The organism is Myxococcaceae bacterium JPH2 (assembly GCA_016458225.1).
GTDB lineage: Bacteria > Myxococcota > Myxococcia > Myxococcales > Myxococcaceae > Citreicoccus.
The window spans coordinates 72,700-89,512 of sequence record JAEMGR010000012.1 but is presented as its reverse complement, the minus strand read 5'-3'; the positions used below and the strand labels follow the sequence as shown (position 1 = coordinate 89,512).

Genomic DNA, 16,813 nt, shown 5'->3' with positions numbered 1-16,813 from the left:
GCGCCCGAATGGCACAACCCGCCCAGCCCCTCCCCTCGAATTCCGCCGAGTCTCCGTCCGCCGCGCCCGGCGCTGAAGCGCCCCGCTTCAGCTTCCTGCCCGCGGTGGGCACCTGGAAGTACCACCTGCTCTTGAGCACGGTGGCCATCTTCATCCTCGGCCCGTTGGGCGGCGTGGCCGCCTCGTACATGAACTTCAGCCTGGGCTTCTTCGTGGGCGGGCAGGTGCTGGCCGGCATCCTCGGCAGCGCCGTCACCTACGGCTACGGCGCGGAGGGCAAGCACGGCGCCAACTACATGCAGACGATGGCCGCCTCGGTGGCCTCGCTGTGCGCCATGTCCGTGCTCGTGCAGGCCATGGTGTGGCTGGGCATGCCCATGCCGCCCGCGTGGCAGCTCATGCTCTTCGTGGGCTGCGTGGGCATGTTCGGCGTGGGCGTGGGCATGCTCTACACGCCGCTGCTCGTGGACCGGCTCCAGCTCGACTATCCGTCCGGCTACGCGGTCGCCAACATCCTGCGCGCGCTGACGGACAAGCGCCTGCTCAAGGCCTCCATCGCCAAGCTGGGCGGCGGCGCCGGCATGGGCGCGATGGTCGCGTGGTCGACGGAGAAGGTGGCCTCGCTGGGGAGCCTGGGCCTCAGCGCCTCCACCGTGGGCGCGGGCATGGTGGTGGGCAGCACCGTCGCCGTGCCCGTCGCGGTCATGGGCGTGGCCGGCTATGCCTTGACGCCCTACCTGCGTGAGATTGGCTGGCTCGGTCCTCAGGACCCCTTCCGCAAGATTGGCTTCCTCATCGGCCTGGCGATGATCTGCGGCGCGGCCATCGTGGACCTCTCCCTCCTCGCGGTGCAGGCCGTGGCGCGCATCCGCGGCGCCGCGCCGGTGGCCGAGGGCGACGAGCCCGCGTGGAAGAAGGTGAACGTCCCGCGCCTGCTCGCGTGGGTGCTGTTCTGGGGCGTGGCCGTGGTGGCGGTGGCCACGCAGGTGCTGCACCAGCCGGTGGGCTTCATCGTGTTCGGCCTCGTGCTGGCGCTGCTCTTCGTGCTCATCAACGGCATCGCCTACGGCATCAGCGACAACAACCCCATCTCCAGCGCCTTCGTCATGTCGGTGCTGCTGATGTCCATGCTCGGCCTGAAGGATCCGCTGGTGGGCCTGATGTCCTCCACCATCCTGCTCATCTCCACCGCCGTGGGCTGTGACATGCAGCAGGATCGCTCCACGGGCTGGCGCCTGGGCACCAACCGCGTCGTGCAGTTCCGCTATCAGGTGCTCGGCATCACCATGGGCGCCATCCTGTGCGTGGGCCTGGCGCGCGTCTTCATGGGGGCCTACCCCGTGCTCGCCATCAACCAGCTCGACAACCCGGGCGTGAAGACGGGCCAGTGGGGCTCGGCCATGACGTACAAGCTGGTGGGCGCCATCCGCGACCTGGGCTCGCTGTCCGACCATAAGATCAAGGCCCTGCTCTTCGGGCTGGCGTTGGGCTTCGGCCTCGAGGTGCTGCGCAAGTTGGTGCGCCGCAACGCGGGCATCCAGCGCTTCCTCAAGGAGCACTCCGCCGGCCCCGCGGTGAGATGGACGCTGGACTCGGTGGTGCTGGCCAGTCCCTACGCGTCCTCGTTCGGCGCCTTCATCGCGCTGCCGGTCTCCCTCTGGTTCGCCGCGGGCGGCACGCTCGCCTCGCTGTGGAACGTCGGAACCAAGCGCTTCGCGTCTCCGCCGAAGCCCGGCGAGCAGGCCCTGCCCGAGGACATGAGCACCACCTCGCTGGTCGGCGGCGGACTCATCGCGGGCGAGTCGTTGTACTTCCTCTTCGTGGGTCTCTACGGCCTGCTCGCGCTGATGACGTGAGCGGTTGTCTCGCGCCGTGAGGTGTTCATCACCCACCTCACGCGCATTGCGGGTCGCCTTGACTTTTCGCGCGGCCCAGAACATTCATGTCCGCATGAGCTGCGTCAGCTTCACGACCGCGACTACGAGCACCACTACCGCTTCGGCGGAGGTGGCGACCGTGCGCGTGTCGATGGACTGACGAGCGCACGGTCCCTGCCCCGCCGATTCCGGCCGGGGCGACCGTGCGAAGACTCAGCGCCCCGTGTCCGGACCGGCAACTTCCCTTCCGACACGGAGACACGCAGTCATGCTCGACGAACACGATCACCGCGCGATTGGCCAGCGCCTGGACCTCTTCCACCTGCAGGAGGAGGCGCCCGGCATGGTGTTCTGGCACCCGCGCGGCTTCAGGCTGTACCAGCTGCTGGAGGACCAGGTCCGCCAGCGCATGCGGCGCGAGGGCTACCAGGAAGTCCGCACGCCGCAAATCCTGTCCCAGGAGCTGTGGGAGCGCAGCGGCCACTGGGACAACTTCCGCCAGAACATGTTCGTGCTGGGGGATGGTGAGCGGCAGCTCGCCGTGAAGCCCGTGAGCTGCCCCGGCCACATCGAACTCGTGCAGCGCATGTCCCCCAGCTACCGGGACCTGCCCCTGCGGCTCGGCGAGTTCGGGCTCGTGCACCGCAGTGAGCCGAGCGGCGCGTTGCATGGCCTGTTCCGCCTGCGGCAGTTCACGCAGGACGATGGCCACATCTTCTGCTCCGAGGAGCAGGTGGAGCGAGAGGTCATCGCGTTCGTGCGCGCGCTGCATGCGTTCTACGCGAGCTTCGGCTTCGAGCACGTGGAGGTGGCCTTCTCGGGGCGCCCGCCGTCCCGCGCCGGAAGTGACGCGGTGTGGGATCAGGCCGAGTCCTGGCTCCTGTCCGCCGCGCGCGCCGCGGGCCTGGATTGTCGGATGCAACCGGGCGAGGGCGCGTTCTACGGCCCCAAGCTCGAGTTCATCCTGAAGGACAGACTGGGCCGCGATTGGCAGTGCGGGACGATCCAACTCGACCTCGTGCTGCCCGAGCGCTTCGACCTGCGCTACACGGACGCGTCGGGCGCGCGGCGCCACCCGGTGATGCTTCACCGCGCGCTGTTCGGCAGCGTGGAGCGCTTCATCGCCATCCTGCTGGAGCACCACGCGGGGGCCCTCCCCGCCTGGCTCGCGCCGGAGCAGGTGGTGGTGGCCTCCGTGGGAGAGAAGGCCGTGCACTACGCGGAGAAGCTCGCGGAGCGCCTGCGCGAGGCAGGGTGTCGCGCCAGCGCCGACGTGCGAGGGGAATCCCTGTCGCGGAAGATCCTCGACGCGCACCAGGCCGGCCTGCCCTACATCGCGGTGGTGGGCGCGCGCGAGGCGGAGGCGAACAACGTGCGCCTGCGCCTCCGCGACGGCTCGCAGCAAGACCTGTCATGGGATGACGCCGTGGCCCGACTGGCCGCGGACTGCCAGCCACGCCGAGCCGCCTGAGCCCCCGCGCCTCCGGGGTGGAACGGCGCCACGCCGCGCTTCCACTCCGGAGGTGCCCCGACGCCCTCGCGTGGGGGGCGCCTTGCTTCACAACGGGGAGCGCTGCGCCTCTTCCCTCGCCTCGACCATCCGCTCGCTCGGCACGGTGGCCAGGTCATCCAGGCTGATGAGGCCCAGCGGATGGCGATCCGCGTCCACCACGATGAGGCGGCGGACCATCCAGTCCTCCATGAGGCGCTCGGCTTCGCTCAAGGGATCATCCGGCCCGCAGGTGATGACAGCGGACGTCATGGCCTCGCGCACGCGCGTGGCGTTCGGGTCCTTGCCCATGGCGGTGGAGCGCACGGTGATGTCCCGGTCCGTGAGCATCCCCACGAGCTGGCCCCCTTCCATGACGGGGAGCGCGCCGATGCTGTGGACGCGCATGCGCTCGGCGGCCTGGCGCAGGGGCTCGTCCGGTCCGATGGTCTCCAGGCTCTTGGTCATCAGGTCACGAATGCGCATGGCGAAGCTCCCTCGCGTCCATGGGTGGATGGACCTTCGCATCAACGCTGGAGCCTCCGCGGCCGCCGCGCCGCGCACCCTCGCCAGTCCGCGCCCACGTCACCCGCGCGAGTGGGCGCACGCGTGCTCGCACGCCGCCCGGCGCGACCGAATAGAGTGACGCGCATCCAACCTGCCACGGGCAGGAGACCCGACGAGGAGAACACGACCCATGGTGGACAAGCTCATCCTCACCGACGCCGAGTGGCGCAAGCGCCTCACCCCCGAGGAGTACGACGTGCTCCGCCGGCACGGGACCGAGTATCCCGGCACGGGCTGCTTCCTCGGCACGAAGGACCCCGGCACCTACGTGTGCGCCGGCTGCGGCAACCCGCTGTTCAAGGCAGGGACGAAGTTCGAGTCCGGCACGGGCTGGCCGTCGTTCACCCAGACGCTGAGCCCGGACTCCGTCACCGAGATTCGCGACGTGTCCCACGGCATGGTGCGCACCGAGGTGAGGTGCGCCCGCTGCGACGGGCACCTGGGCCACGTCTTCCCGGACGGCCCGCCGCCCACCGGGCTGCGCTACTGCATGAACTCCGTGGCCATGAAGCACGTGGCCGAGGGCCAGCCCCTCGAGCTGGTGAAGGCGTAGCCTCGCGCCTCGGACGACCGTCGCGGCAACCCGCGACGGTCCCGATGTCGACAGCTCAGCCCAGCCACGCCCGCGCGTTGCGGAACATCCGCATCCACGGGCCTTCCTCAGCCCAGCCGCGCGGGTGCCACGAGTGCTGCGCGGTGCGGTGCACGCGCTCCGGATGCGGCATGGTGATGCTGAAGCGCCCGTCCCGCGTGGTGAGGCCGGCGATGCCGTGCGGCGATCCATTGGGGTTCGCCGGGTAGGTGCTCGCCAGTCGGCCGTGGTTGTCCACGTACCGCGTGGTGACGAACCCCAGGCCGTTGACGCGCGCGGCCTCCGCGTCGCTGGAGAACTCCGCGCGCCCCTCGCCGTGGGACACCACGATGAGCATGCGGCTGCCCTCCATGCCTCGGTAGAAGAGCGACGGCGTCGGAGCAATCTCGACCGTGCCCAGGCGCGCCTCGAACTGCTCGGACGCGTTGCGCACGAAGCGCGGCCAGTGGTCCGCGCCCGGGATGAGGTCCCGCAGCTGCGCCATCATCTGGCAGCCGTTGCACGCGCCCAGGCCGAAGCTGTCCGGCCGCGCGAAGAACGCGGCGAACTCATCGCGCGCGCGCGGGTTGAACAGGATGGACTTCGCCCAGCCGCCGCCCGCGCCCAGCACGTCGCCGTAGCTGAAGCCGCCGCACGCCAGCACGCCCGAGAAGTCCTTCAGCGACACGCGCCCGGTGAGCAGGTCGCTCATGTGCACGTCCACCGCGAGGAAGCCCGCGCGGGTGAAGGCCGCCGCCATCTCCTGCTGGCTGTTGACGCCCTGCTCGCGCAGCACCGCCACGCGCGGCCGAGCCCCCTTCGCGATGAAGGGCGCCGCCACGTTCTCGTTCGGATCGAACGTGAGGACCGGAGACAGGCCCGGGTCCTTCGCGTCGCACTTCGCCGCGTACTCCTGCTCGGCGCAGACGGGGTTGTCGCGCAGCTTCTGCATCTCGTAGCTGACGCGCGACCACGTGCGCCGCAGCGCCAGCGTGTCCTCGGAGAACAGCGCGCGCTCGCCCTGGCGCACCCGCACCTGGAGCCCCGGCGTGGGGCGTCCCAGCTCGTGGCAGTGCGCACCCAGGCCGTACTGGCCCAGCACCTCGCGCACGCGGGCCACGTCGGCGGCGCGCACCTGCACCACCGCGCCCAGCTCCTCGTTGAAGAGGGCCGCCACCGCGTCCGAGCCCAGCGCCGCCACGTCCACGTCCACGCCGCAGTGGCCCGCGAAGGCCATCTCGCACAGCGTGGCCCAGAGGCCGCCGTCGGAGCGGTCGTGGTAGGCCAGCAGCCGGCCCTCGGCGTTGAGGTCCTGCACCGCCTCGAAGAAGCCCTTGAGGCGCGCCGGGTCGTCCACGTCCGGCCCCTGGGGGCCCACCTGCCCGTAGCACTGCGCCAGGACCGAGCCGCCCAGGCGCTGCTTCCCACCCGCTACGTCGATGAAGAGCAGGCGCGAGTCCGTGTCCACGTCCACGAGCTGCGGCGTGAGCGACTGGCGCACGTCCAGCACCGGCGCGAACGCGGAGATGATGAGCGACACGGGCGACGTCACCGACTTGCGCGCGCCATTCTCCTCCCACTGCGTGCGCATGGACATCGAGTCCTTGCCCACGGGGATGGCCAAACCGAGCGCCGGGCACAGCTCCATGCCCACCGCGTGCACGGCCGCGTAGAGGCCCGCGTCCTCGCCCGGGCTGCCCGCGGCCGCCATCCAGTTGGCGGACAGCTTCACGTCCGACAGCGCCTCGATGCGCGCCGCGGCGATGTTGGTGAGCGCCTCGCCCACCGCCATGCGCGCCGAGGCCGCCGCATCCACGAGCGCCAGCGGCGTGCGCTCGCCCATCGACATCGCCTCACCGGTGGTGGACAGTACGGTGGACAGCGTCACCGCGCAGTCGGCCACGGGCACCTGCCACGGCCCCACCATCTGGTCGCGCGAGACGAGGCCCGAGACCGTGCGGTCACCGATGGTGATGAGGAAGCCCTTGTCCGCCACCGTCGGGTGCGCCAGCACGCGGCCCACCATGTCCGCCCACGAGGCCTCCAGCTTCAGCGGCGGGTGCGTCAGCGGACGCGACACCGCGTCCCGGTGCATGCGCGGCGCCTTGCCGAACAACACATCCATGGGCAGGTCGATGGGCGCGTCGCCCAACTGCTGATCCGCCAGCTTCAGCACCTGCTCGGCGGTGGCCTCGCCCAGGACGGCGAACAGCGCGCGCTCGCGCTCGCACAGCGCCCGGAACCGGGGCAGGTCCGCCGGCGCCACCGCGAGCACGTAGCGCTCCTGCGCCTCGTTGCACCAGATCTCCACCGGAGACATGCCCGGCTCGGCGTTGGGGATCGCGCGCAGCTCCAGGCGTCCGCCCAGGTCGTTGTCGTGCGCCAGCTCCGGCACCGCGTTGGAGAGGCCGCCCGCGCCCACGTCATGGATGGAGCGCAGCGGGTTCTCGTCGCCGAGCGCCCAGCACCGGTCGATGACCTCCTGACACCGGCGCTGCATCTCCGCGTTGTCACGCTGCACCGAGGCGAAGTCGAGGTCCGCCGCGCTCGCGCCCTGCGCCATGGACGAGGCCGCGCCGCCGCCCAGGCCGATGAGCATGGCCGGCCCGCCCAGCACGATGAGCAGGTCGCCCGGCTGGAGCGTCCCCTTCTTCACGTGCTCCGCGCGGATGTTGCCCAGACCGCCCGCGAGCATGATGGGCTTGTGGTAGCCGCGCACCTCCACGCCCTCGGGCGTGGACACCTGCTGCTCGAAGCTGCGGAAGTAGCCCGCGAGGTTGGGACGGCCGAACTCGTTGTTGAACGCCGCGCCGCCAATGGGGCCCTCCAGCATGATGTCGAGCGCGGACACGATGCGCTCGGGCTTGCCGTAAGGCAGCTCCCACGGCTGGGGCATCCCGGGGATGCGCAGGTGGCTGACGGAGAAGCCCGTGAGGCCCGCCTTGGGCTTCGCGCCGCGCCCCGTGGCGCCCTCGTCGCGAATCTCGCCGCCCGCGCCGGTGGCCGCGCCGGGATAGGGCGAGATGGCCGTCGGGTGGTTGTGCGTCTCCACCTTCATCATGATGTGAGCCGGCTCGCGCTTCGAGCGCCACTCGCCGCTCTGCCCATCCGGGAAGAAGCGCTCCGCCTCGAAGCCCTCGATGACGGCCGCGTTGTCCTTGTACGCGGACAGCACGCCACCCGGGTGGGCCGCGTGCGTGTTCTTGATGGCCTGGAAGAGCGAGCGCTCCATCGCCTTGCCGTCGATGGTCCACGATGCGTTGAAGATCTTGTGGCGGCAGTGCTCGCTGTTCGCCTGCGCGAACATCATCAGCTCGACGTCCGTGGGGTTGCGCTTGAGTTCGCCGAAGCGCGCCACCAGGTACTCAATCTCATCGTCCGCCAGCGCCAACCCCAGCTCGCGGTTCGCGGCCACGAGCGCGGCGCGGCCCCCACCGAGCACGTCCACCCGCGTGAGCGGCCGAGGCGCATGCGTGGAGAAGAGGATGGCCGCGTCCTCCATCCGCCGCACCACCGCCTGCGTCATGCGGTCATGCAGCACCGAGGTCAGCGCCTCCAGCTCCGCCTCCTCCAGCGCGCGCCCCTGCGGGCCCGCGACGTAGAAGGCCGTGCCGCGCTCCATGCGCCGCACCTTCGCACCCAGCCCGCAGTTGTGCGCGATGTCCGTGCCCTTGGACGACCAGGGAGACACCGTGCCGGGACGGGGAATCACCAACAGCAAGCTGCCCGAGCGCTCGCCCGGGACGCTGCGCGGGCCGTACTCGAGCAAGCGATGAAGCTGCGTCTGCTCGGTCTCGGAGAGAGGGGCCGAGGTGTCGGCGAAGTGAACGAACTCCGCGTAGACGGAAGCCACCGCGGGAACGCGCTCACGGCAGTGGGAAAGAAGTTTGGCGAGCCGGAAATCAGAGAGGGCGGGAGCCCCACGCAGGGTGAGCATGTGGAACCTGGGAATGGGGAAAGGCTCTGGTAACAGCCGACGCGTCCTTATCACCGCGCGCCCGCCCCCAAAGCGCGGAGATTGAGCCCGCCCGATTGCTCGACAAGCCGGGTGGGAGAAGCACGCCTCATGGCGCCAAGCTATTCGTGGTTTACTGCGCGATCGCCGTATTCACGACTATTGGGGGAAGACCATGAAGCGCAGCACCCGGTGGCTCGCCGCATCTTTGTCGTGCTCCCTTCTGGCGTGTGGCGCCGAAGTCCCCGCCGACGCGAAGGGTTCCCGAGACGTGGGAGTGGCGCTCGCCGCGCTCCCCGGTGTCGAAGTGGTGGGCACACACAAGGACGGCGTGCCGTTCATGTTGCGAGGGCTGATGGGGGACGCGGGGCGGCCGCTGCCCGGAGCCACCGTGTGGCAGGCGCACGGACTGCTGAGCCCCACCCTGGCGCGTGTGGCGCCCGCGTTCCGCCTGGATCCGAAAGATCTGCTCGTTCAGCGAATCAACCAGGACGACGAGGGGCGCACCCACGTGCGCTACGCGCAGACGAAACACGGCCTGCCGGTGGTGAGCCAGGAGCTCATCGTCCACCTGGACGCGCAAGGCCGCGTGTACGCCGTGAACGGTGACGCGCGCGACGACAGCGAGGACGTGTCGGCGGAGCCTCGGCTGGACGCGAGCGCGGCGCGCGACACGGCGCTGAAGAACACGATGGGAGAAGCCACCGTGGAGGGCGAGCCACGGCTCGTCTATGTGCGCCCCTCCGAGGATGGCCCGCTGACGCTGGCGTACGAGGTGGAGGTGCGCGGCGACGGCGACGAGATGCCCGTGCATGACCGCGTCTATGTGAGCGCGAAGGACGGCGCGGAGGTACAGCGTGTCTCGGACATCCACGGCATCAAGGACCGCAGCGTGTGCTCGGTGAGCGGCGTGACGAAGGGGACGTGTCGCACGGACACGCCGGTGGTGCCGCCCATCGGAGATCCGGTCATCGACAAGGCCTTCGACAACCTGGGCCTCTTCTATGACTGCTTCTATTTCAACTACGGCCGCGACTCGGCCAACGGGGCGGGTGGGAAGCTGCGGCTCAACGTCCATGGGACGACGACCGCGTGCTACGCCTACGCCGACACCAACGGCACCATCACGTGCTCGGATGGCGACGGCGTCACCTGCGGGCCCATGTGCTCGGACCCCGACACGGTGGTGCACGAGTTCACGCACTCCATCACCAGCGACTTGACCTACAGCGGCGAGAGCCTGTCGCTGAGCGAGTCGTACTCGGACATCTACTCGGCGGTGTGTGAGAGCTGGGCCACGGGCCTCTGGTCGCTCACGCCCGACGTCTGGAAGATCGACGAGGACGTGTGGACGCCGGGCGTCGCGGGAGATGCCCTGCGGTACATGGATGACCCGTCGCTGGATGGCGTGTCGAAGGACTACTACCCGGACCTCTACGGGAGCAGCTCGCCCAACTACAACGCGGGCTCGGGCATCATCAACCTCGCGTTCAAGCTGCTCGTCACGGGCGGCACGCATCCGCATGGCAAGACAACGGTGAACGTGGCCGCCATCGGCGCGCAGGCCGCGGGCCGCATCTTCTACCGCGCGCTCCAGAACTACTTCACGTCCAACACCAACATGCTGAATGCAAAGGCATATACCCGCCAGGCGGCGATAGACCTGGGCTACAGCACCGCCATCCAGGACTCGGTGACGCATGCCTGGGAGGCCGTGGGCGTGCCGGCCCCCATCACCTGCGCGAAGCTGGCCAACGGCATCACCGTCACCAACATCACCGGCGCGGCGAATACGCAGAAGTACTTCTGCCTGGATGTCCCCGCGGGGCGGCCCGCCTCCTTCGTCATGGGCGGCGGCACGGGTGACCCGGACCTCTACGTGCGCTTCGGCACCGCTCCCAACCTGACGACCTACGACTGCCGGCCCTACACGAACACCAGCACCGAGTCGTGCAACATCGCGGCCCATGCCGCCGCGGGAACGTACTGGGTGATGATCAACGGCTACAGCGCGTACTCGGGTGTGTCGTTGACGGGCTCGTACTGACGGGCACTTCGCGGCGGAGGGCTCGACCTTGCCTCCGCCGCGGAAGCCCGTGCCGCGGGACTACCCGCCCTTGCCGGACGCGGCGGGCTGCGGCTTCGTGTCGCCGCCCTTCGAGGCCTGAGCCCAGAGTCCGAGCAACTCCTTCTCACGCTCCGGCGTCAGGCCCGCGCGGAACTTGTCGCGGCGCTCCTGCGGCTGCGCGTTGAACCACGCCAGCGTGTCTCGGATGGTGTCCGTCACGGGGCGGAACTTCAGGCCCGCCTTCACGGCCTTGTCGCTCTTGCGCAGGTGCGCGCCCGCCGTGGCGCCCGACGGCGTCATCCAGATGGGCAGACTGCCGTCGCCCTTCTCGCCGTTCTTCTCCAGGAAGTCCGCCGGCACCCAGGTGACCTTCGTGTCCTTGCCCGTCACCGTGCGACACGTGTCGATCATCCCGCCCATGGTCCAGGCCATCCCTGGGCCCACGGCGTTGTACGCGCCGGAGGTGTCGTTCTCGATGAGGTGCACCAGCCACTCGGCCAGGTCGCGAACGTCGATGACCTGGAACGGATCCGAGGGCGCACCGGGGGCGAGCATCTCGCCGCCCCGCGCGAAGCGCACCGGCCAGTAGGTGAAGCGGTCCGTGCGGTCCTCCGGGCCCACGATGTAGCCGGGCCGGACGATGGTCGCCCGAGCGGCGAACGCCTTCTCCACGACCTCTTCACAGGCGCGCTTGAGGCCGCCGTAGAACTCGAACTCCTTGCCCATCGTCTCCACGGTGGGGTCGGCGAGCGTCGCGGTGGGCGCGCTCTCATCCTCGCCGGGCGTCTTGTCGTTCGCGTACGCCGAGGTGCTGGAGATGAAGACGTACCGCTTCACGTTCGGGGCGAGCAGCTCCGCGGAGGCGCGCACCAAGCGCGGGTAGTAACCCGAGGTATCCACCACCGCGTCCCAGCTGCGACCGGCGAGCGACTTGAGTCCCTCGTCCTTGTTCGGATCGCGATCCCCGTGCAGCTTCTCCACGTTGGGGAACAGCTCGGGCCGCGTCTTGCCTCGGTTGAACAGCGTCAGCGTGTGGCCGCGCGCCTGCGCCGCCGTGACGATGGCCGGGCCCAGGAAGCCCGTACCACCGAGGATGAGGATTCGCTTGCCAGGGCGCTTCTTGGTCGGGTTCGGGCCGGCCAGGGCGAGCCCGGGCAGGGCCAGCAGGGAAGACCCCGCCAGCGAATACTGCAGGAACCGCCTGCGAGACGTCGTCATGTTCGTGAAGCTCCGCGGGAACGGGGCACTCGGGGGGAGTCCACTTCCAATCCCTGGCGGGCCATCCTATTCCCGGTCCCGCCGGGCAATGGACAACCCTTGCACGCGCGAAGGGCTGGCCTCTTCTCCACGGCTCTGCGAAGAATGCGCACGGGTCGTCCGGTACCCCTGGGGGCACGACGGAATGGGCAGCGACGAGCGCGTCATCTTCGGCAACACCGTGGACAGCCTGTATCGCAAGACGCTCGCCCGCGACCTGTCGCCGGACCTGCGCCGGCGACTGCGCGAGTTCGGCATGGACGTGGAGGCGCCGCTGCTCGCGGCCTACCCCCACCCCGTCTGGGTGAAGTGTCTGGACGAGGTCTCCCAGGCGCTCTACCCGGGAGTGCCCACGGACGTCGCGCGGCGCCAACTGGCCAGGCGATGGATTGAAGGTTACGCCCAGACGCTCGTGGGCGCGGCGGTGCTCACGCTCGCGCGCGTGGTGGGCCCCATGCGCTCGCTGGAGCGCATGACGCACAACTTCCGCAGCGGCAACAACTTCACGGAGACGCGCCTGACGGTGCTGGGCGCCTCGTCGGCGGACCTCTGGTTCAACGAGCCCGAGGCGACCGAGGGCTTCGTGGAGGGCGTGCTGGAGGAAGGGCTCGTGCGCATCGGGGTGAAGGGACTGACGCTGGCTCGCACGCGCCACGGACCCGATGCGTGCACGTATCACCTGCAATGGACCCACCCGTCTTCCTGACGGTCCTGTAGCCCACGAGACACCCTCCCATGCCTCGAATCCTCGACAGCCTCCCCGCCCTCTACCAGAACCTGTTCCCCGCCTTCTTCCAGGGGCAGGTGCCCGTCGAGGTGAAGGCCACCTGCGCCAACTGCGCCATGAGCAAGCAGGGCGCGACGGGCACGGTGGGCGCGGTGGATGGCGTGGACCGGCTGTTCCGGCCAGACACCAAGTGCTGCACGTACTACCCGCGGCTGCCCAACTACCTGGTGGGCGCGCTCTTGTCGGATGACTCGCCGGCCATGGCGGAGGGGCGCCGGCGCATCGAGGAGAAGATCGACAGCCGCATTGGCATCACGCCGCAGTGGGTGAAGCCGCCGGCCAAGTTCAACTACCTCTACAAGAACGGCAACCAGTTCTTCGGTCGCGCGCGCTCGCTGCGCTGCCCGTACTACGCCGAGGACAGCGGCGGTTGCACCATCTGGGCGTATCGCGAAGCGGTCTGCTCCACGTATTTCTGCAAGTACGTGGCGGGCGCGGACGGGCGCCGCTTCTGGATGTCATTGAAGACGTACCTGTCGCTGACGGAGATCCAGCTCGCGCGCTACGCGCTGCTCCAGCTGATGCCGGAGTACATCGAGACGGGCAAGGACAAGTCGGAGAACGCCACCCTGCCCTTGTCCGTGGAGGACCTGGATGACGCCGCGCCTCCCGAGCGAGCGTACTCGGAGCTGTGGCGCGCGCACGCGGGCCGGGAGCGCGACTTCTATCGGGCTTGCTACGACGTGGTGAGCGCGCTGCCGCCCGAGGGCCTGACGCAGATGCTGGGGCTGGATGGCACCATCGAGCTGCGCGTGTTGGAGAAGCTGCAGCACTCGGCCAACGCGCCCCGCCTGCCTCGCGTGCTGCGCTTCAGCCCCGAGGCCACCGTGAAGTGGCTGCCCGATGGCAGCGTGGCCCTGGGCGCGTACAGCGAGTTCGACGCGGTGGCGCTGCCAGGTGAGGCCTACGCGCTGCTCGTGGAGTTCACCGGCACCGACCCCGTGGACGTCGTCCGAGAGCGGCTGCGCACGCTGAAGCAGGCGGACCTGCTGGAGGACGTGCTGCTGGAGCTGTACCGGCACCGCATCCTCGTGGAGCCGTAGCGCGGCCGGGCCGGCCTCAAGGGTGGCCGGCCAGCCCGCCCACTTCCTGGAGCCAGCGCGCGGAGGCGTGGGCCTGACGCCACGCGGGCTCGAGCGTCATGAGGTGCTCGGCCAACCACGCGATGAAGCCCGGGTCGCCCGCGCCCAGCCACGACGCGGACTCGGACAGATCCTCCGCGGTGGACTCCCAGGCGCGGCGCACCGCGCTGGACGAGGCCATGACCTCGGCGACCCCGCGCGTGAAGGACTCGATGCTCGCGCGCAGCTCCGCGGACGCGGGGCCCTCGGCGCGACACAGCTCGCGCAACCGGCCCAGGTGCATGAGCAGGCCCTGCTCCAGCGCGAACGCCGTGCCCAGGCGGGCCTGAGCGGCGCGCTGAAGCAGCTGAACGTCCTCGCCGAGCTGACGCCAGGAGGCCTCGTCTCCCGCGCGCACCGGCACGCGGGAGAGCCGCGCGCAGACGGCCTGCCAGAGGTTGCAGAAGCCCAGCAGCTCCACCACGCCGCGCCGCACATGGGGCGGGATGTGATCCAGGAACTCGAGCACGCTGGCGCGCGCCTCGGCGGGGATGTCACGCGCGCCAGGCAGGGTGGGCTCGGTGTTCGCGCGCGCGAGCTGCAGCACGCGCCAGGCCCACTGCAGGGCCCGCTCCGAGGCGCGGAAGAGGGCCTCGACGCTGACCGCGAGCGCGCCGGCCACGTGGCTGCCATCCGCGAGCAAGGGGGAGGCGGCCTCCGACGAGGTCAGCCCCCGCGAAGCATCCGGGGAGGACTCGCGGGCAGGAGGCTCCGCGCGCGCGTCGTCGGCGCTCTCGAACGGCATGCCTCGTCTCCCGGCCTCTCCTCCCATAGGACGGGCCAGCCCATATCGCAGGCGGGACCCGAACCTCCAGGCCCGGTGACGTAGGGTGTGCGACGTGCCACGGAGGGCGGGGGCAAGCGCCCCCGTGCGTCCAGCGACGGCGCATTGCCCCGGTCTCGAGTGCCGCCTCCGGGCGAGGCCTCGTCCGAAACACGACGCGCGTCAGTGCAGGGTGCGCTTGAGCTTGCTCAGGCGCTCGTGCGTGCGCTTCTGCGCGGGCAACAGCTCCATCTTCACGAAGCGACGCGCCTCGCCGTGCAGCTTGTCCACGTCGCGCTGATAGTCCGCGAGGCCGTGGTCCTCGTCGTGCTCCAGGGCTTGGATGGCGGACTTCTCGCCCAGCATGTCCGCGCCCTGCTGCACCAACTCCGCGAAGGTGCCCCACATGCCGGAGCCCTCGGCCGGGGAGCCGCCCAGTCGGGTGATGCGCTCACGCAACATCTCCACGCGGTGCTCGTGGTCGTGGAGGCAGCCATCCAGCTCCGTGCGAGCCAGGTCCGCCTTCACGTGCCCGAGGGCATGCCGGTAGGTCTCGACGGCGGAGAGTTCTCCGCGAAGGAAGGAGTTGAGCGTGTCGACGTCCGAGTGCGCCATGACATCCTCCGGTGTGACGGGTGCGTGCTCGCGCAAAGGTGAGGCGCGCCGGTATTCCCGCAACGGGGGCCCATCCCCTGCTCCCTCGACGACAGGGCGTCGTGGGGGTCGTCCTCTCGCCCGCCGCGACTGTCATCGAGGAGGGCGGATGCTCGGTTATGGTGCAGGCAGGCGATGGGGCCGGGGCGTGAGGGAGATTGGAATGAGGATGCGCGTGGGTGGGAATCGGCTTCTCGCCGGGATGGTCGGAGCACTCCTGTGCCTGGCTGGCTGCTCGGGTGAAAAGAACGGCTCGGAGGTGGACGCGGGCACGGAAGCCCCGATCGACGACGCGAACACACCGGACAGTGGAATCGACGACGCGGGGACTCCGGACGCGGGGCCCGCGCCGTGCGAGAAGACGCGCGGCGTCTGCGGTGGGGCGCAGCGGGCCATGGTCGACGGCGTCTATGAGAGCGTCTGCACGGCCCTGTCCTATGGCCCGGGCTACGAAGAGGTCGAGACCCGCTGCGACGACCTCGACAACGACTGTGATGGCGTCGCGGATCCGTCGGTCACCCGCACCGTCACGCGACTGAATGGCGAACTGCACAGCGGCATGGCCAGCAGCCTCGCGGTGGCCGACGGCATCCTCGTGGCGGTGTTCGACACGCCGCATGTCGTCCGCGTGCTGCATGTGGATCGACAAGGGAAGTTGATGGGCGTCTCGGAGATTCCTCTCGCCACGGATGATCCCGCCCCCTGGCGAGACTCCGTGACCAGCCAGTTGGTGCGCACCAATCAAGGGCCAGCGCTGTTCTACGCGCGGTACGACGATTCATCATGGCCGCGGCCCGGGACAACGAAAGCGTTTCTGCGGCCGCTCACTGAGACCGGTGCGTCGCGGACGGACCAGGAGGAACAAGCCGTCTTCGCACGCAACGTCGCGCCCTATTCAGCGCGCGCCACGAGTTCGACCGATGGCACCGCACTGCTCACCACCTGGAGGGAGATTTCCCCGGAACATGTCTCGAACATCTACGGCCTCGTCCAGGATGTAACTGGACAAACCCACACGGGCCCGACGCTCTTGTTCAGCTCCGCGACGAGCGGTCTGTATCCATCCGCGTTGTTGGGGCTGCGCAACGGCGAGTTCTTGGTCGTGATGGAGGAGACCCTCCTCGAGCCGATTCCGCCCGGCTCCCCCACCACGGTTCACGTGCGCCGCTTTGACCGAGAGCTTGTCCCGATTGATCCAGAGCGAGTTCTCGTCGCGAGCGAGTTTCCGAATCTCAAGGCCGTCGAACTGGGTGCGGGAGGAGGAGATCCCCACGACTCGATTGCACTCGTCATGCGGGACTACTCAACGACCGCGCGGCAACTGACTGTCTTGAAGAATCCCTTCGCGGGAGGGCGACCGGAACTCTGGGCGGAGACACTCAGCGGCCCGAACTCGACGGTCTTCTGGACAGGTGCCCGAGCCAGTCCGCAGGGGCTCCAGGTCGCGTGGCTCGCCAAGCAGGGCCTTCCGCCGAGTCCCAGCCCAGTGAAGTACCACGGCTGGCTCTGGACCCAGAGCGAAGGCTACGCCGCCGTTCAACAGACGCCCCAGGCCGAGCCCATTCCCCTCGTCCCTTACGCGCAATGGGTGCTGCTCGAGGACGTAGGAGCACGGAGACAAGCGGCCTTCTACATGCGCAGTGACGAGAAGGGGCACACCCTCGAAGTCACCCGCACCTGCCTCCTCCCCTGATGCCTCGGGGC

12 protein-coding genes are annotated in these 16,813 nt (G+C 69.6%); 7 read left to right on the top strand and 5 right to left on the bottom strand.

The features are described 5' to 3' along the window. Nucleotides 1–8: 8 nt before the first annotated feature. Both JGU66_19870 and thrS read left to right on the top strand, forming a co-directional pair. Entirely contained in the window at nt 9–1,856 is a 1,848-nt protein-coding gene (locus JGU66_19870; protein MBJ6763030.1) for an OPT/YSL family transporter, read from the top strand. Between the two features lie 289 nt (nt 1,857–2,145). Further along, nucleotides 2,146–3,348, top strand: coding sequence for a threonine--tRNA ligase (thrS, locus tag JGU66_19865; GenBank protein ID MBJ6763029.1), 1,203 nt, complete (start codon nt 2,146–2,148; stop codon nt 3,346–3,348). An 87-nt stretch (nt 3,349–3,435) separates the two neighbouring features. Here thrS and JGU66_19860 read toward each other — a convergent pair whose 3' ends face one another. Continuing rightward, complete coding sequence (locus JGU66_19860; protein MBJ6763028.1) at nt 3,436–3,852, bottom strand: CBS domain-containing protein; 417 nt, start codon at nt 3,850–3,852, stop codon at nt 3,436–3,438. A 211-nt stretch (nt 3,853–4,063) separates the two neighbouring features. Between JGU66_19860 and msrB the strand changes: the two genes are divergently transcribed. Then, on the top strand, nt 4,064–4,486 hold the full coding sequence (gene msrB, locus JGU66_19855; protein ID MBJ6763027.1) for a peptide-methionine (R)-S-oxide reductase MsrB: 423 nt from the start codon (nt 4,064–4,066) through the stop codon (nt 4,484–4,486). Between the two features lie 55 nt (nt 4,487–4,541). Here the strand turns inward: msrB and purL are convergent, their stop codons facing one another. After that, nucleotides 4,542–8,441 carry a phosphoribosylformylglycinamidine synthase gene (gene purL, locus JGU66_19850; GenBank protein ID MBJ6763026.1) on the bottom strand — a complete coding sequence of 1,300 codons (3,900 nt, stop codon included), beginning with the start codon at nt 8,439–8,441 and terminating at the stop codon, nt 4,542–4,544. 193 nt (nt 8,442–8,634) lie between these two features. Between purL and JGU66_19845 the strand changes: the two genes are divergently transcribed. Beyond that, nucleotides 8,635–10,506, top strand: a complete 1,872-nt coding sequence (locus tag JGU66_19845; protein MBJ6763025.1) for a M4 family metallopeptidase — start codon at nt 8,635–8,637, stop codon at nt 10,504–10,506. 60 nt (nt 10,507–10,566) lie between these two features. Here the strand turns inward: JGU66_19845 and JGU66_19840 are convergent, their stop codons facing one another. Continuing rightward, nucleotides 10,567–11,745 carry an SDR family oxidoreductase gene (locus tag JGU66_19840; GenBank protein MBJ6763024.1) on the bottom strand — a complete coding sequence of 393 codons (1,179 nt, stop codon included), beginning with the start codon at nt 11,743–11,745 and terminating at the stop codon, nt 10,567–10,569. A 184-nt stretch (nt 11,746–11,929) separates the two neighbouring features. Between JGU66_19840 and JGU66_19835 the strand changes: the two genes are divergently transcribed. Together JGU66_19835 and JGU66_19830 are read left to right on the top strand one after the other, a co-directional pair. Continuing rightward, the gene (locus JGU66_19835; protein MBJ6763023.1) at nt 11,930–12,490 is read left to right on the top strand and encodes a DUF2378 family protein; all 561 of its coding nucleotides are present in this window, start codon (nt 11,930–11,932) and stop codon (nt 12,488–12,490) included. 29 nt (nt 12,491–12,519) lie between these two features. Next, a complete protein-coding gene (locus JGU66_19830) occupies nt 12,520–13,614 on the top strand; it encodes a hypothetical protein (protein MBJ6763022.1) in 1,095 nt (364 codons plus the stop codon). A 16-nt stretch (nt 13,615–13,630) separates the two neighbouring features. Here JGU66_19830 and JGU66_19825 read toward each other — a convergent pair whose 3' ends face one another. Both JGU66_19825 and JGU66_19820 read right to left on the bottom strand, forming a co-directional pair. Beyond that, nucleotides 13,631–14,437: a hypothetical protein gene (locus JGU66_19825; GenBank protein MBJ6763021.1), complete on the bottom strand. Its 807-nt coding sequence runs from the start codon at nt 14,435–14,437 to the stop codon at nt 13,631–13,633. 201 nt (nt 14,438–14,638) lie between these two features. Continuing rightward, nucleotides 14,639–15,070: a DUF2383 domain-containing protein gene (locus JGU66_19820; protein MBJ6763020.1), complete on the bottom strand. Its 432-nt coding sequence runs from the start codon at nt 15,068–15,070 to the stop codon at nt 14,639–14,641. Nucleotides 15,071–15,311: 241 nt separating this feature from the next. Between JGU66_19820 and JGU66_19815 the strand changes: the two genes are divergently transcribed. Next, nucleotides 15,312–16,802: a hypothetical protein gene (locus JGU66_19815; protein MBJ6763019.1), complete on the top strand. Its 1,491-nt coding sequence runs from the start codon at nt 15,312–15,314 to the stop codon at nt 16,800–16,802. Nucleotides 16,803–16,813: the final 11 nt, after the last annotated feature.